18 protein-coding genes are annotated in these 16449 nt (G+C 57.9%); 12 read left to right on the top strand and 6 right to left on the bottom strand.

Annotation, left to right across the window (positions count from 1 at the left end):
- Positions 1–35: 35 nt before the first annotated feature.
- The 3 genes from ACEWL3_RS13520 to ACEWL3_RS13510 all read right to left on the bottom strand — a co-directional run bounded on the left by ACEWL3_RS13520 (position 36) and on the right by ACEWL3_RS13510 (position 4040).
- Positions 36–2210 (bottom strand): RNA degradosome polyphosphate kinase, encoded by a 2175-nt coding sequence (locus ACEWL3_RS13520; RefSeq protein ID WP_386181879.1) that lies wholly within the window; start codon positions 2208–2210, stop codon positions 36–38.
- 71 nt (positions 2211–2281) lie between these two features.
- The gene (locus ACEWL3_RS13515) at positions 2282–2956 is read right to left on the bottom strand and encodes an HdaA/DnaA family protein (protein ID WP_386181882.1); all 675 of its coding nucleotides are present in this window, start codon (positions 2954–2956) and stop codon (positions 2282–2284) included.
- A gap of 1 nt (position 2957) precedes the next feature.
- Positions 2958–4040, bottom strand: coding sequence for an AI-2E family transporter (locus ACEWL3_RS13510; RefSeq protein ID WP_386181885.1), 1083 nt, complete (start codon positions 4038–4040; stop codon positions 2958–2960).
- Between the two features lie 209 nt (positions 4041–4249).
- On the opposite strand from ACEWL3_RS13510, the gene ACEWL3_RS13505 reads away from it, so the two are divergent.
- From ACEWL3_RS13505 to ACEWL3_RS13470, 8 genes are all read left to right on the top strand, one after another.
- Positions 4250–4546 (top strand): putative quinol monooxygenase, encoded by a 297-nt coding sequence (locus ACEWL3_RS13505; RefSeq protein WP_386181888.1) that lies wholly within the window; start codon positions 4250–4252, stop codon positions 4544–4546.
- Positions 4547–4615: 69 nt separating this feature from the next.
- Entirely contained in the window at positions 4616–4756 is a 141-nt protein-coding gene (locus ACEWL3_RS13500) for a hypothetical protein (protein WP_386181891.1), read from the top strand.
- An 11-nt stretch (positions 4757–4767) separates the two neighbouring features.
- Positions 4768–6006, top strand: coding sequence for a peptidase T (gene pepT, locus ACEWL3_RS13495; RefSeq protein ID WP_386181894.1), 1239 nt, complete (start codon positions 4768–4770; stop codon positions 6004–6006).
- Positions 6007–6089: 83 nt separating this feature from the next.
- Positions 6090–7430, top strand: coding sequence for a proline--tRNA ligase (proS, locus tag ACEWL3_RS13490; RefSeq protein WP_386181897.1), 1341 nt, complete (start codon positions 6090–6092; stop codon positions 7428–7430).
- An 82-nt stretch (positions 7431–7512) separates the two neighbouring features.
- Positions 7513–8010, top strand: a complete 498-nt coding sequence (locus ACEWL3_RS13485) for a DUF2937 family protein (RefSeq protein ID WP_386181900.1) — start codon at positions 7513–7515, stop codon at positions 8008–8010.
- Between the two features lie 51 nt (positions 8011–8061).
- On the top strand, positions 8062–9360 hold the full coding sequence (locus tag ACEWL3_RS13480) for a lipoprotein-releasing ABC transporter permease subunit (RefSeq protein ID WP_386181902.1): 1299 nt from the start codon (positions 8062–8064) through the stop codon (positions 9358–9360).
- Positions 9353–10036, top strand: a complete 684-nt coding sequence (locus ACEWL3_RS13475; RefSeq protein WP_386181906.1) for an ABC transporter ATP-binding protein — start codon at positions 9353–9355, stop codon at positions 10034–10036. The genes ACEWL3_RS13480 and ACEWL3_RS13475 overlap by 8 nt, the downstream gene beginning before the upstream one ends.
- Before the next feature lie 107 nt (positions 10037–10143).
- Positions 10144–11121: an Ldh family oxidoreductase gene (locus ACEWL3_RS13470; RefSeq protein WP_386181909.1), complete on the top strand. Its 978-nt coding sequence runs from the start codon at positions 10144–10146 to the stop codon at positions 11119–11121.
- Here ACEWL3_RS13470 and ACEWL3_RS13465 read toward each other — a convergent pair.
- Positions 11118–11552 (bottom strand): DMT family transporter, encoded by a 435-nt coding sequence (locus ACEWL3_RS13465; RefSeq protein ID WP_386181912.1) that lies wholly within the window; start codon positions 11550–11552, stop codon positions 11118–11120. The two genes, ACEWL3_RS13470 and ACEWL3_RS13465, sit on opposite strands and share 4 nt — an antisense overlap.
- Positions 11553–11655: 103 nt before the next feature.
- Here ACEWL3_RS13465 and ACEWL3_RS13460 point away from each other — a divergent pair, with 103 nt between their 5' ends.
- Positions 11656–12066 (top strand): c-type cytochrome, encoded by a 411-nt coding sequence (locus ACEWL3_RS13460; RefSeq protein WP_386181915.1) that lies wholly within the window; start codon positions 11656–11658, stop codon positions 12064–12066.
- On the opposite strand, the gene ACEWL3_RS13455 is transcribed toward ACEWL3_RS13460, so the two are convergent.
- Complete coding sequence (locus tag ACEWL3_RS13455; RefSeq protein WP_386181918.1) at positions 12063–12740, bottom strand: hypothetical protein; 678 nt, start codon at positions 12738–12740, stop codon at positions 12063–12065. The genes ACEWL3_RS13460 and ACEWL3_RS13455 overlap by 4 nt on opposite strands.
- A 160-nt stretch (positions 12741–12900) precedes the next feature.
- On the opposite strand from ACEWL3_RS13455, the gene ACEWL3_RS13450 reads away from it, so the two are divergent.
- The 3 genes from ACEWL3_RS13450 to ACEWL3_RS13440 all read left to right on the top strand — a co-directional run bounded on the left by ACEWL3_RS13450 (position 12901) and on the right by ACEWL3_RS13440 (position 14413).
- Positions 12901–13299 (top strand): c-type cytochrome, encoded by a 399-nt coding sequence (locus ACEWL3_RS13450; RefSeq protein ID WP_386181921.1) that lies wholly within the window; start codon positions 12901–12903, stop codon positions 13297–13299.
- A 231-nt stretch (positions 13300–13530) separates the two neighbouring features.
- Positions 13531–13755, top strand: a complete 225-nt coding sequence (locus tag ACEWL3_RS13445; protein ID WP_386181924.1) for a DUF2188 domain-containing protein — start codon at positions 13531–13533, stop codon at positions 13753–13755.
- A 4-nt stretch (positions 13756–13759) separates the two neighbouring features.
- Positions 13760–14413 (top strand): hypothetical protein, encoded by a 654-nt coding sequence (locus ACEWL3_RS13440; protein ID WP_386181927.1) that lies wholly within the window; start codon positions 13760–13762, stop codon positions 14411–14413.
- Here the strand turns inward: ACEWL3_RS13440 and ACEWL3_RS13435 are convergent.
- Positions 14410–16365 (bottom strand): DNA gyrase/topoisomerase IV subunit B, encoded by a 1956-nt coding sequence (locus tag ACEWL3_RS13435; protein ID WP_386181930.1) that lies wholly within the window; start codon positions 16363–16365, stop codon positions 14410–14412. The genes ACEWL3_RS13440 and ACEWL3_RS13435 overlap by 4 nt on opposite strands.
- Positions 16366–16449 lie beyond the last annotated feature (84 nt).

Below are 16449 nucleotides of genomic sequence, written 5' to 3'. Positions count from 1 at the left end.
AGGGCAGGCGATACGCAGGACGAAACCCACCGGTCCTAGTCTTCGGTGTGGGTGAGCTTTGGCACATCTGAGGCCCCTGCAGAACCGCGCCCGGACAAGGAGGGGTTTTCCATAAAGAAGCGGTGGCAGTTGAAGGCAAACTGTCCGGCAGGCAACGCGGGGCGTTCAAAAGTGCCATCGGGGGCCATGACCCAGCTTTGTGCGACATCGGCCAGATTGGCGGCCATGATCTGACTGGTGATCTGTGCTTTTACGGTGGGGTTTTCGATCTCGACCAATGTCTCAACGCGGCGGTTCAGGTTGCGGCCCATCCAATCGGCGGACGACATGAAAACGCGGGCTTTTTTGTGGGGCAACCCATAGCCATTGCCAAAGCAGACAATGCGCGAATGTTCCAGAAAACGGCCCACGATGGATTTGACCCGAATGTTTTCAGAAAGCCCTTTGACGCCGGGGCGCAATCCGCAGATACCGCGCACAACGAGGCTGATTTTAACCCCGGCTTGCGAGGCTTCATAAAGCGCGTCGATGACTTCGGAGTCGATGATCGAGTTCATCTTTGCCCAGATTTCAGCTGGTTTGCCAGCTGCTGCATATTCGCCTTCTGCCTTGATCATCGCCAGAAGGCGCGGTTTCAGGGTGGTGGGAGAGATTGCCAGATTGTCCAGGCTGGCGGGCTGCGCATAGCCTGACAGATAGTTAAACACTTTCGTGGCGTCGCGCCCCAACCGCTGATCGCAGGTAAAAAGCGACAGATCGGTATAAATGCGGGCCGTGATCGGGTGGTAATTGCCGGTGCCATAGTGGGTATAGGTAACCAGTTGGTTGCCTTCCCGGCGCACGACGGTGCTGATTTTGGCGTGGGTTTTCAGATCGATGAACCCATAGACCACATGCGCGCCTGCCCGTTCCAGTCGGCGCGATTGTCGAATGTTGGCAGCCTCGTCAAAGCGCGCCTTGAGTTCTACCAGAGCGGTGACAGATTTACCGTCCTCGGCCGCTTCACACAGCGCTTCCACAATTGGGCTGTCCCGCGAGGTGCGATAGAGCGTCTGTTTGATCGCGACCACCTGCGGGTCGCGCGCGGCCTGGGCCAGAAACCGGACCACCATGTCAAACGTCTCATAGGGGTGGTGCAGCAGCATATCCTTGTGCCGGATCGCCGCAAACATATCGCCGTCGTGGTCGGTGACACGTTCCGGAATGCGCGGGGTGAATTGCGGCCATAAAAGATCGGGGCGTGCGTCAGTGACAAGCTCAGACAGGTCATCGACGCCTATCATGCCATCAATTTCGATTACATCCTGCGGGTGCACGCCCAGTTCGGCCATGACAATGGATTTTAGTTTCTCGGGCGCACCGGCAGAGTGGGTCAGGCGCACGACCTCACCCCTGCGGCGGCGTTTCAGCGCAACTTCAAATTCGCGCACGAGGTCTTCGGCCTCGTCCTCCACTTCAAGATCGCTGTCGCGCAGCACGCGAAATTCGAATTGCGCTTTGACTTTGTAGCCCGGAAAAAGCACGGGAATCTTAATGACCAGCAGGTCCTCAAGCGGCAGATACCGCAGGCAGCCATCGGGTGCTGGCAGGGACACGAACCGTTCGATCTGTGCCGGGATTGGCAGCAGGGCTTGCAGGGGGCGTTTGTCTGCGGTGCGCTCAAGCTGCAGCGCCAGCGCATAGCCTGTGTTGGGGATGAACGGAAACGGATGGGCTGGGTCAATGGCCAGCGGTGACAGAACGGCAAAGACCTGATTGAGGAAGACTTCTTCGAGATATTCGAGGTCCTCATCTGTCAGATCGGCGCTGCGTTCGAGCATGATGTTTTGCGCGTCCATCTCGGCCATCAGATCAACCAGTACGCGCTGTTGATTTGCCATCAGATTGCGGGCGTCTTCGTTGATCAGGACAAGCTGTTCAGCAGGTGACAGACCATCTGCGGCGGGCGTGGTGTTGCCCGCCTGCGCCAGTTCGCGCAGGCCCGCCACACGGACCGTGTAGAATTCATCAAGGTTATCGGCAGAGATCGACAGAAACCGCAACCGTTCGAGCAAGGGCACACGGGGGTTTTCCGCCTCTTCCAGCACCCGCCAGTTGAACGCCAGCCAACTCAACTCGCGGTTAAAGAACCGACCCGTTCCGGCAATATCCAAATCAGGCAATTCGCTGGCAGGGGCAAAGGGGGCTTTGAGGAAATCGGCGTCGGTCATGATGGCCTTATGGCTTTGGTTTGTAACGGGAATGCGACTTGTGAAACGTGCTTGCGCCCCAAGTATCACGCTTATTGGGTGTCGTTGTCCAGCACCTGTGCCGCCAGATGGCGGGTGATCGGACGTTTCTGCGCGATGCTGGCGGTATCAAGCTGATCGATGAGCTCAATCGCGGCCGCAAAGGATCGATCCATTCGGCTCAGCAGATAGGGGATCAGTTCAGGTTTGGGGGTGAGTTGGCGATCGGCCAGCAGCTTGACCAACAGCGCCGAAAGCAGTGCGTCATCAGGCGGATCAAGTGCAACGGCGGTCGCGGCAGCGACGCGGCTGGTCAGATCGGGCAGGCTCAGACCCCAGCGCGGCACCGGAAGCGCGCCCGTCAAAAGCAGCGGATGCCGTTCGGCCAGCACAAGATTGTGCAGGTGAAAAAGGGCGGTTTGTGACGCCGGGTCGTTTGCAATGCGCGGCACATCCTCAACAGCAACCGCACCAGTGGCGAGGGCGGGAATATCGGCATTATTGAGGTCCGTGGCCGCGATGATTTTTGCCCCTGTCATGTCGGCCCACACATGCGTCAGATGGGTTTTCCCAGACCCTTCCGGCCCGGTCAGGACCAGCTTGCCGCCCGCCCATGTCGCCCAGTTTTCGATCATCGCAAGCGCCATCGCATTGGTGGGGGCCACAAAAAAGGCATCCCGCCCCAGCGCCGTACGGCTGGGCAAATCAAACCCCAATTGCTTGGCCATGTCAGATGTCGTCCGTAGTGCGGGCGGCACCGTTTCCAGTGCCTTTGTAAAGCAAGCTTTGCTGATATTGTTCGACGCCAAACCGGGCAATGACCCCGATGGCCGCCGCAACAGGGACCGCCACAAGCATCCCTACAAACCCAAAGAGGGTGCCAAAGGCCGACAGCGCCAGGATCAGCCAGACAGGGTGCAGGCCAACTGAGCTGCCAACCAGTTTAGGTGTTAAAACGTTGCCTTCGATGACCTGACCAAGCCCAAAAATGCCTGCGATCAGCCCGATGGACACCCAGTCGCCCCAAAACTGGAACAACGCCAGACCAATGGCCAATGCGCCGCCGATCAACGCGCCAAGATAGGGAATAAAGGTGACAAGCCCCGCAACAAAGCCGACAACCAGACCAAATTGCAGGCCCACCAGCATCAGCGTGATGGCATAATAGGTGCCGAGGATCAGACAGACCGTGCCCATGCCGCGCACGAAAGATGCCAATGTCCGGTCAATTTCGTGTGCCAGATGGCGGATTGTCGGGGCGTGATCGCGCGGCAGCATCGCGTCCACAGCGGCAACCATGCGGTCCCAATCCATCAACATGTAAACGGCGACAACGGGCACGATCACAAACAGGATGATGATGTTCAGAATTGACGCAAATGAGGCAAGCGCTGTCTGCAGCACCTGTCCACCGCGTTCCTGGACTGCCGCCGCGACCGAGGTAATTGACGCACGCAAGGTGGACCCTTCGTCGAGAAGCGAGGGGAACCGTTCTGTCAGAAAATTGGTAAAATCACGCGCCAGTTGCGGGGCGGTTTCAAACAGGCTGATCGCCTGATTGACCAATGTCGGGACCACCAAAAGAGCCATGACGACAAATATCAGAACGCAAATGATTGTGATGATCGCGGTTGCCAGTCGGCGGCTCAGGCCGATCGCCTCCAGCCGGTCAGCGACAGGGTCAAGGAAATAGGCGATGGCCCCGCCCAGCAGGAAGGGCAGTAAAACGTCACCGATGAACCACAGCGCCACCATCAACACCGCCGCGGCGATACCCCAGTACTTTAGTTGATCTCTGATGGGCAGGGCCATGGGTGTCTCCGGTTTGGATGCATATCACATCGCCCATGTGGCCCTGCGTTTCAAGAGGCGCAGTGGGGAAATGGGTTACCTGACTGCCGAAAGCCTTTGGTTTGATCGCGGCGTCGCCACATTTTCCCAAGCACGCGAGGGGGGGGTGACTTCACCTGATTTTCGAGGCCAAACTGGTGAGCAAACGCGACACTGGGCAGGGGCAAAGAATGACCGATACCGATGATGTCAGGATCTTTCTGAACGGTCATATTGATGTACCCGATCACAGGCTGGATGCTGTCAGGGCGGCGCTGCCGTTGCATATCGCGCTGACCCGCGCCGAAGAGGGCTGCATCACCTTTGATGTTGTGGAAAGCGATACGCATCCGCGTCGCTTTATGGTGGCGGAAATATTTGTCGATCAGGCAGCGTTTGACGCGCACCAGGTGCGGGCGCGCGGTTCAGAGTGGTTCAAAGTGACTGAAGGTATTGCGCGTTCTTTTGCCATTACCACAGGCGGGTAATAGGGCCATTTGTCAGGTCATAGCCGACAACAAGCAGACTCCGGTGAAGAAGAACGGTGTGTTGCGGGCATGTTCGGACTTGTTCGTCATGAAATTAACGGTCAGTCGGCAGGCATCGACCCTGCAATTCGGCCGCGTGGGTTTGATCGCCTTTTTGGCACCCCGTTGCTTGACAATCTTGGCGTGCAGGGTCCTGATGCGCGCACCTGAAAGGGGGCGATATGCGCAGTGAATTTGACACGGAACTTGAGACACGTCTGCTGCGCTACGCGGCAATTGACAGCCAAAGCGATGCGGCATCGCCAACGTCTCCCAGCACGGAAATTCAGCTTGATATGTCGCGCTTGCTGGTTGAGGAATTGCACGCCATTGGCGCGCAGGATGTGATGCTAACCGATTACGGCGTGGTGTTGGCCACCGTGCCGGCGACAGTTGAGGGGGCACCGGTGATGGGCTGGTGCGCACATGTGGATACCGCGCCACAGTTCAATGCGACAGGTGTGAAACCTGTGGTGCATCGCGGCTACAACGGCGGTGACATCACCTTTGCTGACGCGCCGGATTTGAAACTATCGCCTGAAAATTCGCCGTATCTTGGGCAAAAACAGGGTGAGGACATCATCACGGCCAGTGGCCTGACCTTGCTGGGGGGCGATGACAAGGCCGGGGTGGCCATTGCAATGACGGCGGCCCGGCATCTGATCGAAAACCCACAGATCAAACATGGTGCAATCCGGCTCGCCTTTACCCCTGACGAAGAAATCGGGCGCGGGGTTGATACACGCTTGCCTGCTGATCTGGGCGTGGATTTTGCCTATACCTTTGATGGTGGCAAACCCGGCGAGATCGAGTTTGAGACTTTTTCGGCCGACGGTGCCGTGATCAAGGTTGTTGGCGTGTCCGCGCACCCCGGCTTTGCGAAAGACAAGATGGTTAATGCCCTGCATCTGGCCGCCAAGATCGTAATGACCTTGCCGCAAGTGACCATGACCCCCGAAACCACCGACAAGTTGGAAGGGTTCATTCACGTCAGCGAGATCAACGGCGGTTCGTCCGAGTGCACAATCACGCTGATCCTACGGGATTTTGAACGCGAAGGACTGGCCGCCAAGGGCGATCTGTTGCGTCAGGTTTGTGCCACGGTCGCGGCAACGGAACCGCGTGCCGAAATCACCTGCGAGATTACCCCGCAATACCGCAACATGCGCTACTGGCTGGAAAACGACATGACCCCGGTCGAACTGGTACGCGGTGCGGTTGCCGCCGTGGGGCTGGACCCGGTATCGGTGCCGATCCGGGGCGGCACCGATGGGTCGCGCCTGACAGAGATGGGCGTGCCGTGCCCGAACGTCTTTACCGGTATGCAGGAAATTCACGGACCATTGGAATGGATTTCGGTGCAGGACATGGCACTGGCCACAAAAGTGGCGATTGAACTGGCCCAACGCGCCGCGCAATGATGGCCCCTTGCGGATGGCGATTGTGTCGCGCGGGGCTTTGAATTAGGCAAGGCGTGACCCATTTTGTGCCAAGGAGCCGCCCAATGCGCCTGTCCCGTTACTTTTTGCCCGTCCTCAAGGAAAATCCATCTGAGGCGCAGATTGTCAGCCACAGATTGATGCTGCGTGCGGGGATGATCAAGCAGGCAAGTGCAGGCATCTATTCGTGGCTGCCGATGGGCTTTAAGGTACTGCGCAAGCTTGAAAATATTGTGCATGAGGAACAGGCGCGCGCCGGGCATATGGCGATGCTGATGCCGACGATTCAATCGGCGGACTTGTGGCGCGAAAGCGGGCGTTATGACGCGTATGGGGACGAAATGCTGCGCATCAAGGACCGGGGCGGGCGCGAAATGCTGTTCACGCCAACGGCAGAAGAGCTGGTCACCGACATTTTCCGTAGCCATGTGGGGTCCTACAAGGATCTGCCGCTGACGATGTATCAGATCCAGTGGAAATTCCGCGACGAGGTGCGTCCGCGTTTCGGCGTCATGCGGGGGCGCGAGTTTCTGATGAAGGATGGCTACAACTTTGATCTGACCAAAGAAGACGCCATGCATTCTTACAATCGGCATCTGGTCAGCTATCTGCGCACCTATGAGCGGATGGGATTGCAAGCGATCCCGATGCGCGCGGATTCGGGTCCGATCGGCGGCGATGACACGCATGAGTTTCTGGTGCTGGCCGAAACGGGCGAGTCCGAGGTATTTTATGACAGCGCGGTGACCGATCTGACTTTTGGTGATCGGGCAATTGATTATGACGATCATGCGCAATGTGCAGCCGTTTTGGAAGAATTTACCAGCAAATATGCCCGCACGGACGAAACTCACGACAAGGCGCTCTTTAATGAGGTGCCTGAGGAGCGTCGCCGCACCGCTCGCGGCATTGAAGTGGGCCAGATTTTCTATTTCGGGACAAAATACTCCGATGCGATGGGGGCCAAGGTGCAAGGTCCGGATGGCAAACCTGTGCCGGTCCACATGGGCAGCCACGGCATTGGTGTCAGCCGCCTGTTGGGCGCGATCATCGAGGCCAACCATGACGACAAGGGCATCATCTGGCCAGAAGGGGTGACACCGTTTCATGCGGGCATCGTCAACCTCAAACAGGGCGACGCCGAGGCCGATGCGGCCTGCGAGGCGCTCTATGACAGCCTGACAGCACTTGGTCTTGAGCCGCTTTATGACGACCGCGATGAACGCGCGGGCGGCAAATTTGCGACGATGGATTTGGTGGGCCTGCCATGGCGGATCACCGTGGGGCCAAGAGGCCTCAAGAATGGTGTGGTTGAACTGACCTCGCGGCGCACCGGCGTCAGCGAAGAGTTGCCGCCCGAACAGGCGGTAGAGCGGTTGGCCCAGATTTACGCCGGGATTGCTTGACCACACTTGGATGGCTCGTGATAGTTGACTGAAAAGGCAGCGTGTTAACGGGCAAATCCAGACAGGTGATGAAGTGATTATTGTGCGTGCTTTAACATTGGCAGGCGGCTTGGCCGGGGCTGTGACAACGTCGCAGTTTCCGGAATTTTCGCAGCAATATACCCAACGACTGGGTGGTGCCGTGGACGCGCTGGCCAAGGTGGTTGCAGATTTTGATGCGTCGGCACATACGGTTGGCCTGAGCCGCGAGGCGGCATTGGCGCAGTTGCAGGGAACTGATTTTCTGGACCGCCGCCGGGTGGATATGACCCATACATTCAGGCGCTATGCGGCGCTAAAAGGTGACCTTGCCGAACTCAAAGGCGCGGGACCTTTCATGCGGGCCTATCACCTGCCGCGACTGACCGATCCGCAGATTGCTGCGGCAGCCTGGGAGGACTACCAACCCGCCTTGCCGCTCAATTTCGCCGGGATCGTCTTTGGTGGGGTCGGGTTTGTTCTGGCAAGCCTGTTGCTGGGCGCGATTTTGAAACTATCAGTGTGGCCGTTTCGCCGCCGCGATGCCGCAAAGGCGGCTTGACGCTGTCTCCCCAAACCCGCAGTTTGCGGCCAAGATGTCAGGAGCCTTTTGATGGCCGAAAAAACTTCGCGAAACACCGCACCTTTTGCGCCATTTGAATGGATGATCGCATGGCGTTACCTGCGCGCGCGCCGCGCCGAGGGTGGGGTCAGCGTGATGACATGGATCAGTCTGATTGGCATCACCCTTGCGGTTTTTGCCCTGATTGCGACGCTGGCTGTGCGGTCTGGATTTCGGGCTGAATTTGTCGATACGATCTTGGGCGCGAATGCCCATGTGACTGTCTATACGCTGGGCGAAGTGAACGCGGCAGGGGTAATTGACCGGTCGATCTCCAATTATACCGAAATGGCCGCCGAGGTCGCAAAAGTGCCGGGGGTGACGCGGGTGGCGCCTTTGGTGCGGGGCCAGGTGATGGCAAACAAGCGTCAGGCCAATGCGGGTGTCGAAGTCTTTGGCATTGCCGCGGCCGATCTCAAAACCATCCCGCGCATTGCCCATTCCGATCAGGCGCAGGGCGACATCAACCGCTTTGAAGAGGGGATCGCCATTGGCATCGGCGTGGCCAATACACTGGGTGTCACCGTTGGCGACACGATCAAGCTGATTTCACCAAATGGGGCCGTGACACCGATGGGGCGCAGCCCGCGGGTGAATGGGTATGAGGTGGTTTATATCTTTGCGGCGGGCCGATATGACATCGACCGAACGCGGGCATACCTGCCACTGGAAGAGGCGCAATCCTTCTTTAATCGTGAGGGGTTAGTGGATGAACTTGAAGTGATGGTTGAGGAGCCGGAGGCGGTTGATGCGATGGGCCCCGCGCTGCTGCAGGCGGCCGGGCCCATCTCTCAGGTCTGGACATGGCGCGATGCGTCAGGCTCGTTTTTGAATGCGCTTGATATTGAGGACCGGGTGATGTTCGTGATCCTCAGTATTCTGGTGTTGATCGCGGCAATGAACATTGTATCGGGCCTTATCATGCTTGTTAAAAACAAGGGGCGCGATATTGGCATCTTGCGCACGATGGGCCTGACCGAAGGGTCGGTGTTGCGGGTGTTTTTCATCTGTGGCGCATTCACAGGCATCATCGGCACCGCGTTGGGTGTGATCTTGGGGTGTCTCTTTGCAATCTACGTCGATCAGGTCTTTGGCTTTGTGAATTATCTCAGTGGCGGCACCGCTTGGGATGCGTCGATCAGGGGCATCTATTTCCTGCCTGCCAAGCTGCAACTGAACGACGTGTTGTCAGCCGTGGCGCTTTCGCTGGGCCTGTCTTTCATTGTGACCATTTTTCCCGCGCGCCGTGCGGCCCGTATGAACCCGGTTGAGGCGTTGCGTTATGAATGATCCGGTGCTGCGCCTGAAGGGCATTACCAAGGCCTACAACAAGGGTACCGTCAATGAAGTGAACGTTTTGCGCGGCATCGACCTTGATGTGGCCACGGGCGAGGTGGTGGCATTGGTCGCCCCCTCGGGCGCGGGCAAATCAACCTTGCTGCATATTGCAGGGCTGCTTGACACGCCGGATGCAGGCACAGTGGCCATTGGTGGCGATGACATGACCGGGCAATCTGACCGCAGGCGCACGCGGGTGCGGCGTGCTGATGTTGGATTTATCTATCAATTTCATCATCTTCTGCCGGAATTTACAGCCACGGAAAACATCGTTCTGCCCCAGCTTGCAGATGGTGTGGCGCGGAACGTGGCAGAAACGCGGGCCAATGAACTGCTGGCTCAGGTGGGCATTGCGGGGCGCGCAGACCACCGTCCAGCAGCCCTGTCTGGCGGTGAACAACAGCGTGTTGCCTTTTGCCGTGCGTTGGCCAATCAGCCGCGCCTGCTGCTCGCGGACGAACCCACAGGGAACCTTGATCCCACTACATCCGATCAGGTGTTTGGCGCGTTGATGGACCTTGTGCGCAGCACCGGGCTGTCTGCGGTAATTGCGACCCATAACCTGGAACTTGCCGCGCGCATGGACCGCCAGATCCGGCTGGACAATGGCCGCCTGGTGCCGGTTTAAGGAATTGTCCAAGCGCCTGAATGCGTTGATCATCGCTTGACGCCAAGCCCAACCTTCGATCACACTGAAGTGCGGCCCTCTGGCCAAAGAGTTTAAAGGATTTGGACATGGTGCAGGTATCGCTCAAAGACATAGAAGCGACAACTCAGGCCGCATTGGTTGCCCATGGTGCCGATGCGTTTGCGGCAGCCGAGGTGGCGCGTGCGGTGGCAGCCGCCGAATCTGTCGGCAACAAGATTTGTGGCCTCTATTATGTGGAAAGCTATTGCCAGCAGCTTAAATCGGGCCGCGTCAAGGGCGATGTCGTGCCCGTGGTCAGCACGCCGCGCTCAGCCGTGGTGCATGTTGATGCGCTTTTTGGCTTTGCCCAGCCAGCCTTTTCCTATGGCTTGCCCGTGGCGCTGGATGCCGCGCGACAGGCCGGGATAGCGACCTTGGCCGTGGGCCATGCGCATACCTGCACCTCGCTGGGCTATTTCACCGAACAGATTGCGCGGGCCGGGTTGATTGGTCTGGGGTTCACCAATGCATCGCCGATTGTTGCCGCACCGGGCGGCAAGTCGCGGGTGATTGGCACCAATCCGATCTCATTTGCCGTACCGGACGGCCACGGCGGTGTGGCGATGCTCTTTGACCAATCAACCACCACAGTGGCCTTGGGCAAGATAACCATGGCCCAGGCGGCGGGGGACTCTATTCCCGAAGGCTGGGCATTGGACGAAGGTGGCAATCCGACGACCGACCCGGAAGCCGCCTTGAAGGGATCGCTGGTGTCTGTGGGCGGTTACAAAGGCTGGGGTTTCGGCCTGATGGCCGAACTGCTGGCGGCGGGCATGACAGGCGGGGTCCTGTCAAAGGACGTCAAACCGCTGAAGGCACCCGAAGGGGTGCCGCATGATCTGGGGCAATACTACATTCTGATCGACCCCTCTGCCTCACGTGAATTCGCCGCGCGGCTGACAGAGCTGTCAGCTGCTGTCGCGCAGGATCCAGGGGCACGGATGCCGGGGCAGGGCAAGAAGCCGGCCGATCCGGTTGAGGTCAAAGATGCGGTCTGGGCGCAGATCAAGGGGTTTGCGCGCTAAACCTGCTGGGTCAGCCACACACCGGCCGCCATCAGGGCAATGCCGCCAGCACGGGCCAAACCCAAGGGCGATATCTGTGCGCCAAAGAGGCCAAAATGGTCAATTGCGGCGGCTGAGATCAACTGTCCCAACAGCACAAAGAACACCGCGTTGCCGACACCAAAATGCGGCGCGATAAAGGTGATCGACAGCACATAGAACGCCACCAGAAGCCCGCCCAGAAACAGGTGCTTTGGCGTGCCTGCAAAGCGGGCGAAAGCCTGTGGCCCGGTTACGACCGCGACGCTTAGGCTGGCTGCAAAAGCGATGACAAACAATACTGTAGCGGCTGCTGCCGGCGATCCGATGCGGGTGCCAAGGGCCGCGTTAAGGGCCGCAAGAATAGGGATGCCGACCCCCGCAACCAGCATGATGAAGGCATAGTGGGCCATGTGCGCGTTTCCTCGTTCCGTGAATTGATCTGGATCATGGCCGCGGTGGCGGGTATGGGCAAGCATGGATCAACATCTACGCTCCTAAATCGAGGTTAATACCATGCGCCGCATCATCTTGGTCACAACAGCCACAGCGGCCTTTGCGGGTCTGATCGCCTGCACAGTTCCGGCCATGCCAGAAGCGCCAGAGGGCCGTGCGTTCTTTGCCGAAAACTGCGTGTCGTGTCATGGCGGGGCCGGGCGGGGCGATGGGCCATTAGTGGCGGGACTGACGCCCAAACCCACGGATCTGACGGTTCTTGCGCGCGGCAATGGCGGCACATTCCCAACTGCCCGCGCGCTCAGTTATATCTACGGAAATCCGGCTGACAGCCATCTTTCCCGCGTGATGCCCGAGTTTGGCGGCGTGATGGCAGATGATCTGGTGCCAATTGAGATCGATGGCGTGCTGACCCCGACGCCTCGGGTGCTGGCCGGTTTGCTGGCCTATCTGGAAAACATTCAGCGTTAACCGCAGATCCGTTTCAGCGTGACACCGTTCCATGGCAACCGCACATCAAATTCGCGGCTTTGCGGCAGCGGTGCCACCGGCATGACACCTGAGATCAACCTGTGCAGACGCTTGGTGCGCGGCGCTTGCGGGGCCAGGGCGCGACAACAGACAAATTCCTCTACGATCGACCCCTGCTGCTCAAATCCGAAATCCTGAAATTTGCGATTGTTCGCAATATCAAAGAGATAGGGATCAGCGCCGCCGCCGTGTTCCGTCGCCGCGCGCAGGGGTGAATAGCCCGTGCGCGCCCGGTTCTGCCATTGCCAGACATGGGTCATCTCATGGGCAAGCAGCATCGCGGCGATCAGGCCGATCTTGTCTGGATAGTCGGGAAGATAGTCATCCAGATACCAGTCCTCGTCAAAAAGCACGGTATTAAAAAGCGCGACTGCGGCGGGTTTGGTGGTGATCACCTCATCCGTGACGGGTGGCAGAATCAATTCCCGACAGGTGGTGCGCGGGCGCGGTTTATACCGGAATGTCACGGCCCGCGTGGGTGCACCTTCATGCAGGCGCACCCGGTCAAGGTTCAGGCTTTCGCCGTGGATGGTGGCCATAAACGCGCGCTCATTCTGGGTAAGCGGACGCCCACAGGAGGCGAGGAACAGCAGGATGAGGAGGGCGCGGACCATGGTAAAGAGTTAGGCGCGGGATGCCGGACAGTTCAAGCGGTAAATGTAAGGCGGTGCATCGCATCTGCATGATGTCGCGACCGCGCGGATTGATCAAGATCATGGCGGCCCCGGGTTCGTGCCGCGTAATATGAGGGTGAATGGTAAAAGGAGACCCCGGATGAAACCTCTGATCGGATTGGCCAGCGCCTTTGCGCTGATGCAGGGCATGGCCCACGCCCAGGATGTAAATGCAGGTGCCGAGATTTACGCCCATTACTGTGCCACCTGCCACGGGGCGGATTTGGCGGGCGACGGCCCGATGTCCCCGGCGCTGCTTTTGCAGCCGCCAAACCTTTTGCAACTGAGCCAGCGCAATGACGGCGTGTTTCCCATAACGCGCGTGGTGATGCGCATCGACGGCCGTGACCCGCTGGTCAGTCACGGATCACCGATGCCCGTCTATGGCCCGTACTTTGACGGTGACGATACGGCGATCAAGGCCGAGACCGGCCAACCGATCATGACCAGCCGCCCGGTGGTTGATTTGGTGGCGTATTTGATTTCCGTGCAGGAGTGAGGGGGGAAGAGATAGCGGAAAACTGTTGGTGCAGTCCCAAACTATCGTCGTGTTGAAGCCCCTTCCCCATGGGGGAAGGGAAGGGGCTATGCGCCAAAGGCGCGTGGGATACGTAGACAGGTGGTGGAACGCGCAGAGGAATAAATTTGCGTTTCATCTCGAAATGCGATTGCATGTTTGTTCTCAACACCTTGAATCTACCATATACTCACGCCGGAAGGGAGCTAGTTCATGGCAACTAAAAGTCAGCATGTTGTACCCAAGGGTGGCAAATGGGCAGTTCGAAAATCAGGGGCGTCCAAAGTAACAAGGACATACTCGACTCAGAAGGAAGCAATCCAAGAAGCTCAAAAAATAGCAAAGATCCAGAAGACTGAGCTATATATCCACAGAGAAGACGGTCGAATTCGAGACCGCAGATCCTATGGAAATGACCCCGTGAAGTCTAAAGGCTAAATATTTGTCGCGTGAAGATTATCACAGAAGTGTATTTATCAATTGTCCGTTTGACAAATCTTTTGCTCCTCTATTGGAAGTAATGACCTTCTGTGTAATCCGGGCGGGTATGAAGCCGAGGCTTGCATCTGAACGATTGGAAGGTGGAGAAAGCAGGCTTGAAAAAATTCTGGATATTATTTCCTGCTGCCGTTTTTCCATTCATGATTTGAGTAGGGCGAAATCCTCCAGATCAGGTGAGACATTTAGAATGAATATGCCCTTTGAACTTGGACTCGATATGGGCAGGAGGCGTGCTCCGGACACTGAAACGAACGATAAGCAATTCATCATATTTGAAAAGGAGCCCTACGAATTGAAACGATGCTTGTCTGACTTGGCGGGTGTCGATGTGGAATTCCATAGGGATAATTTCGAGTTGGTGATTGAAAAGCTGAGGAATTTTCTCCGTGTTCAAGCTGGATGTAATTTGCCGGGAAGATCAGCACTGGCCGGAGAGTATTATACATTTCAGGGATGGATGACCGAAAAGAAGATTTTTGAAGGGCACACTGAAGCGGAAGCTACCGAACTTCCAACTCAAGAAAGATTGGACGAAATGAAAAAGTGGATGTCATTAGCGAGGCCAACAGAATTTGCCTCTGAACATTCAGACTAAACATCCAACTCCTCCACAAACTGCGCATTATCCTGAATATACTGATAGCGCAGTTCCGGCTTCTTCCCCATCAGGCGCTCGACCAGATCGCTGGTTTGGCCCGGCATATCTTCCTGCACGGTCACCCGGATCAGCTTGCGGGTGGTCGGGTCCATCGTGGTCTCTTTGAGGTCCTTCGCGTCCATCTCACCCAGACCTTTAAAACGGCTGACATCAATCTTGCCACGCCCGCCCAGACCTTTCTCAAGCCACATGTTTTTCTCTGCTTCATCAAGGCAATAGACCCGCTTCGGCCCTTGGGTCAGACGAAACAGCGGCGGGCAGGCCAGATACAGGTGCCCGGCGTCAATCATCGGGCGCATCTGGGTGAAAAAGAACGTCATCAACAGCGATGCGATGTGCGCGCCGTCGACATCCGCATCCGTCATGATGATGATCTTGTCATAGCGCAGATCGTCGAGCACAAATTTGGACCCCATGCCCACGCCCAGTGCCTCGCACAGATCGCTGATTTCGGCGTTGGTGTTCAGCTTGCCTGACGCCGCCCCCAGCACGTTCAAAATCTTGCCCTTCAGCGGCAGCAGCGCCTGATTGACCCGGTTGCGCGCGCCCTTGCCAGAACCACCCGCCGAGTCGCCCTCGACGATGAACAATTCGGTGCCTTCGCGCGATTTGCTGGTGCAATCGGTCAGCTTGCCGGGCAGTCGCAGTTTCTTGGTGGCAGTCTTGCGGGCGGTTTCCTTTTCCTGACGGCGGCGCAGGCGCTCTTCGGCGCGCAGCACCAGAAAATCAAGGATGGCCCCGGCGGATTTGGTATCCGCCGCCAGCCAGTTGTCAAAGTGGTCGCGCACCGCGTTTTCGACCATGCGCTGTGCCTCGACGGTGGCCAGACGGTCCTTGGTCTGGCCCACGAATTCCGGCTCGCGGATAAAGCAGGACACTAGCGCGCAACCGCCGGTGATCAGGTCCTCGCGGGTGATGGTTGCGGCCTTGCGGTTGCTCGACAACTCGCCGTAGGCCTTGATGCCCTTGAGGATCGCGGCCCAGAACCCGGCCTCATGGGTGCCGCCTTCGGGCGTGGGGATCGTGTTGCAATAGGACTGGATAAAGCCATCGCGCGAGGGCGTCCAGTTGATCGCCCATTCGACCTTGCCGGGGGTGTTGAACTTGTCCTTGAAATCGACCGTACCCGCAAATGGCGCATCGGCATAGGTGGTCGACCCGCCAAGTGTTTCATTCAGATAATCGGACAACCCACCTGGAAAATGAAACGTGGCTTCTTGCGGGGTATCGCCATCCGTCTGTGTCGTTTTCCAGCGGATTTCGACGCCGGAAAACAGATAGGCCTTGGACCGCGCCATCGCGAACAGGCGTGCAGGTTTGAGTTTCAGGGCACCAAAGATTTCAGGGTCAGGATGGAAAGTTACCGCTGTGCCGCGCCGATTGGGGGCAGCCCCGATTTTCTCAAGCGGTCCTTGTGGAAGCCCGCGCGAGAATTCCATCGCATAAAGCTCGCGGTTGCGCGCCACCTCGACCCGCAGATGATCAGACAGGGCGTTGACCACGGATGAGCCGACCCCGTGCAGGCCACCGGAGGTTTCATAAGAATCCCCCGAAAACTTGCCGCCCGCGTTCAGCGTGCAGAAAATTATCTCCAACGCCGATTTGCTGGGGTCCTTGGGGTGCGGATCGGTGGGGATGCCGCGCCCGTTGTCGCGCACGGTGACATGGCCGTTCTCGTGCAGTTCCAGTTCGATCCACGTGGCATGCCCCGCAACCGCCTCGTCCATCGAGTTGTCGATGATCTCTGCCACCATGTGATGCAGCGCGCGGTCATCCTTGCCACCGATGTACATGCCGGGGCGCAGGCGGACATGCTCCATATCCTCCAACACCTGAATGGAGGAGGCATCGTATTCGCTGGGCTTCTGGCCTGAAAGAAGATCGGACATGGGGCTGCTCTTTCTTATTGTTGGCCGTATTTTGACAGGGCAGCGTGCCGGGGGCAATCGCGTTGATTGCTTAATCCACAGCTT

Source organism: Sulfitobacter sediminivivens (assembly GCF_042611115.2).
GTDB classification, from domain to species: Bacteria; Pseudomonadota; Alphaproteobacteria; order Rhodobacterales; family Rhodobacteraceae; genus Sulfitobacter; species Sulfitobacter sediminivivens.
Note: the sequence above shows the minus strand (reverse complement) of the source record. Positions and strands in the feature narration are given on the sequence as shown.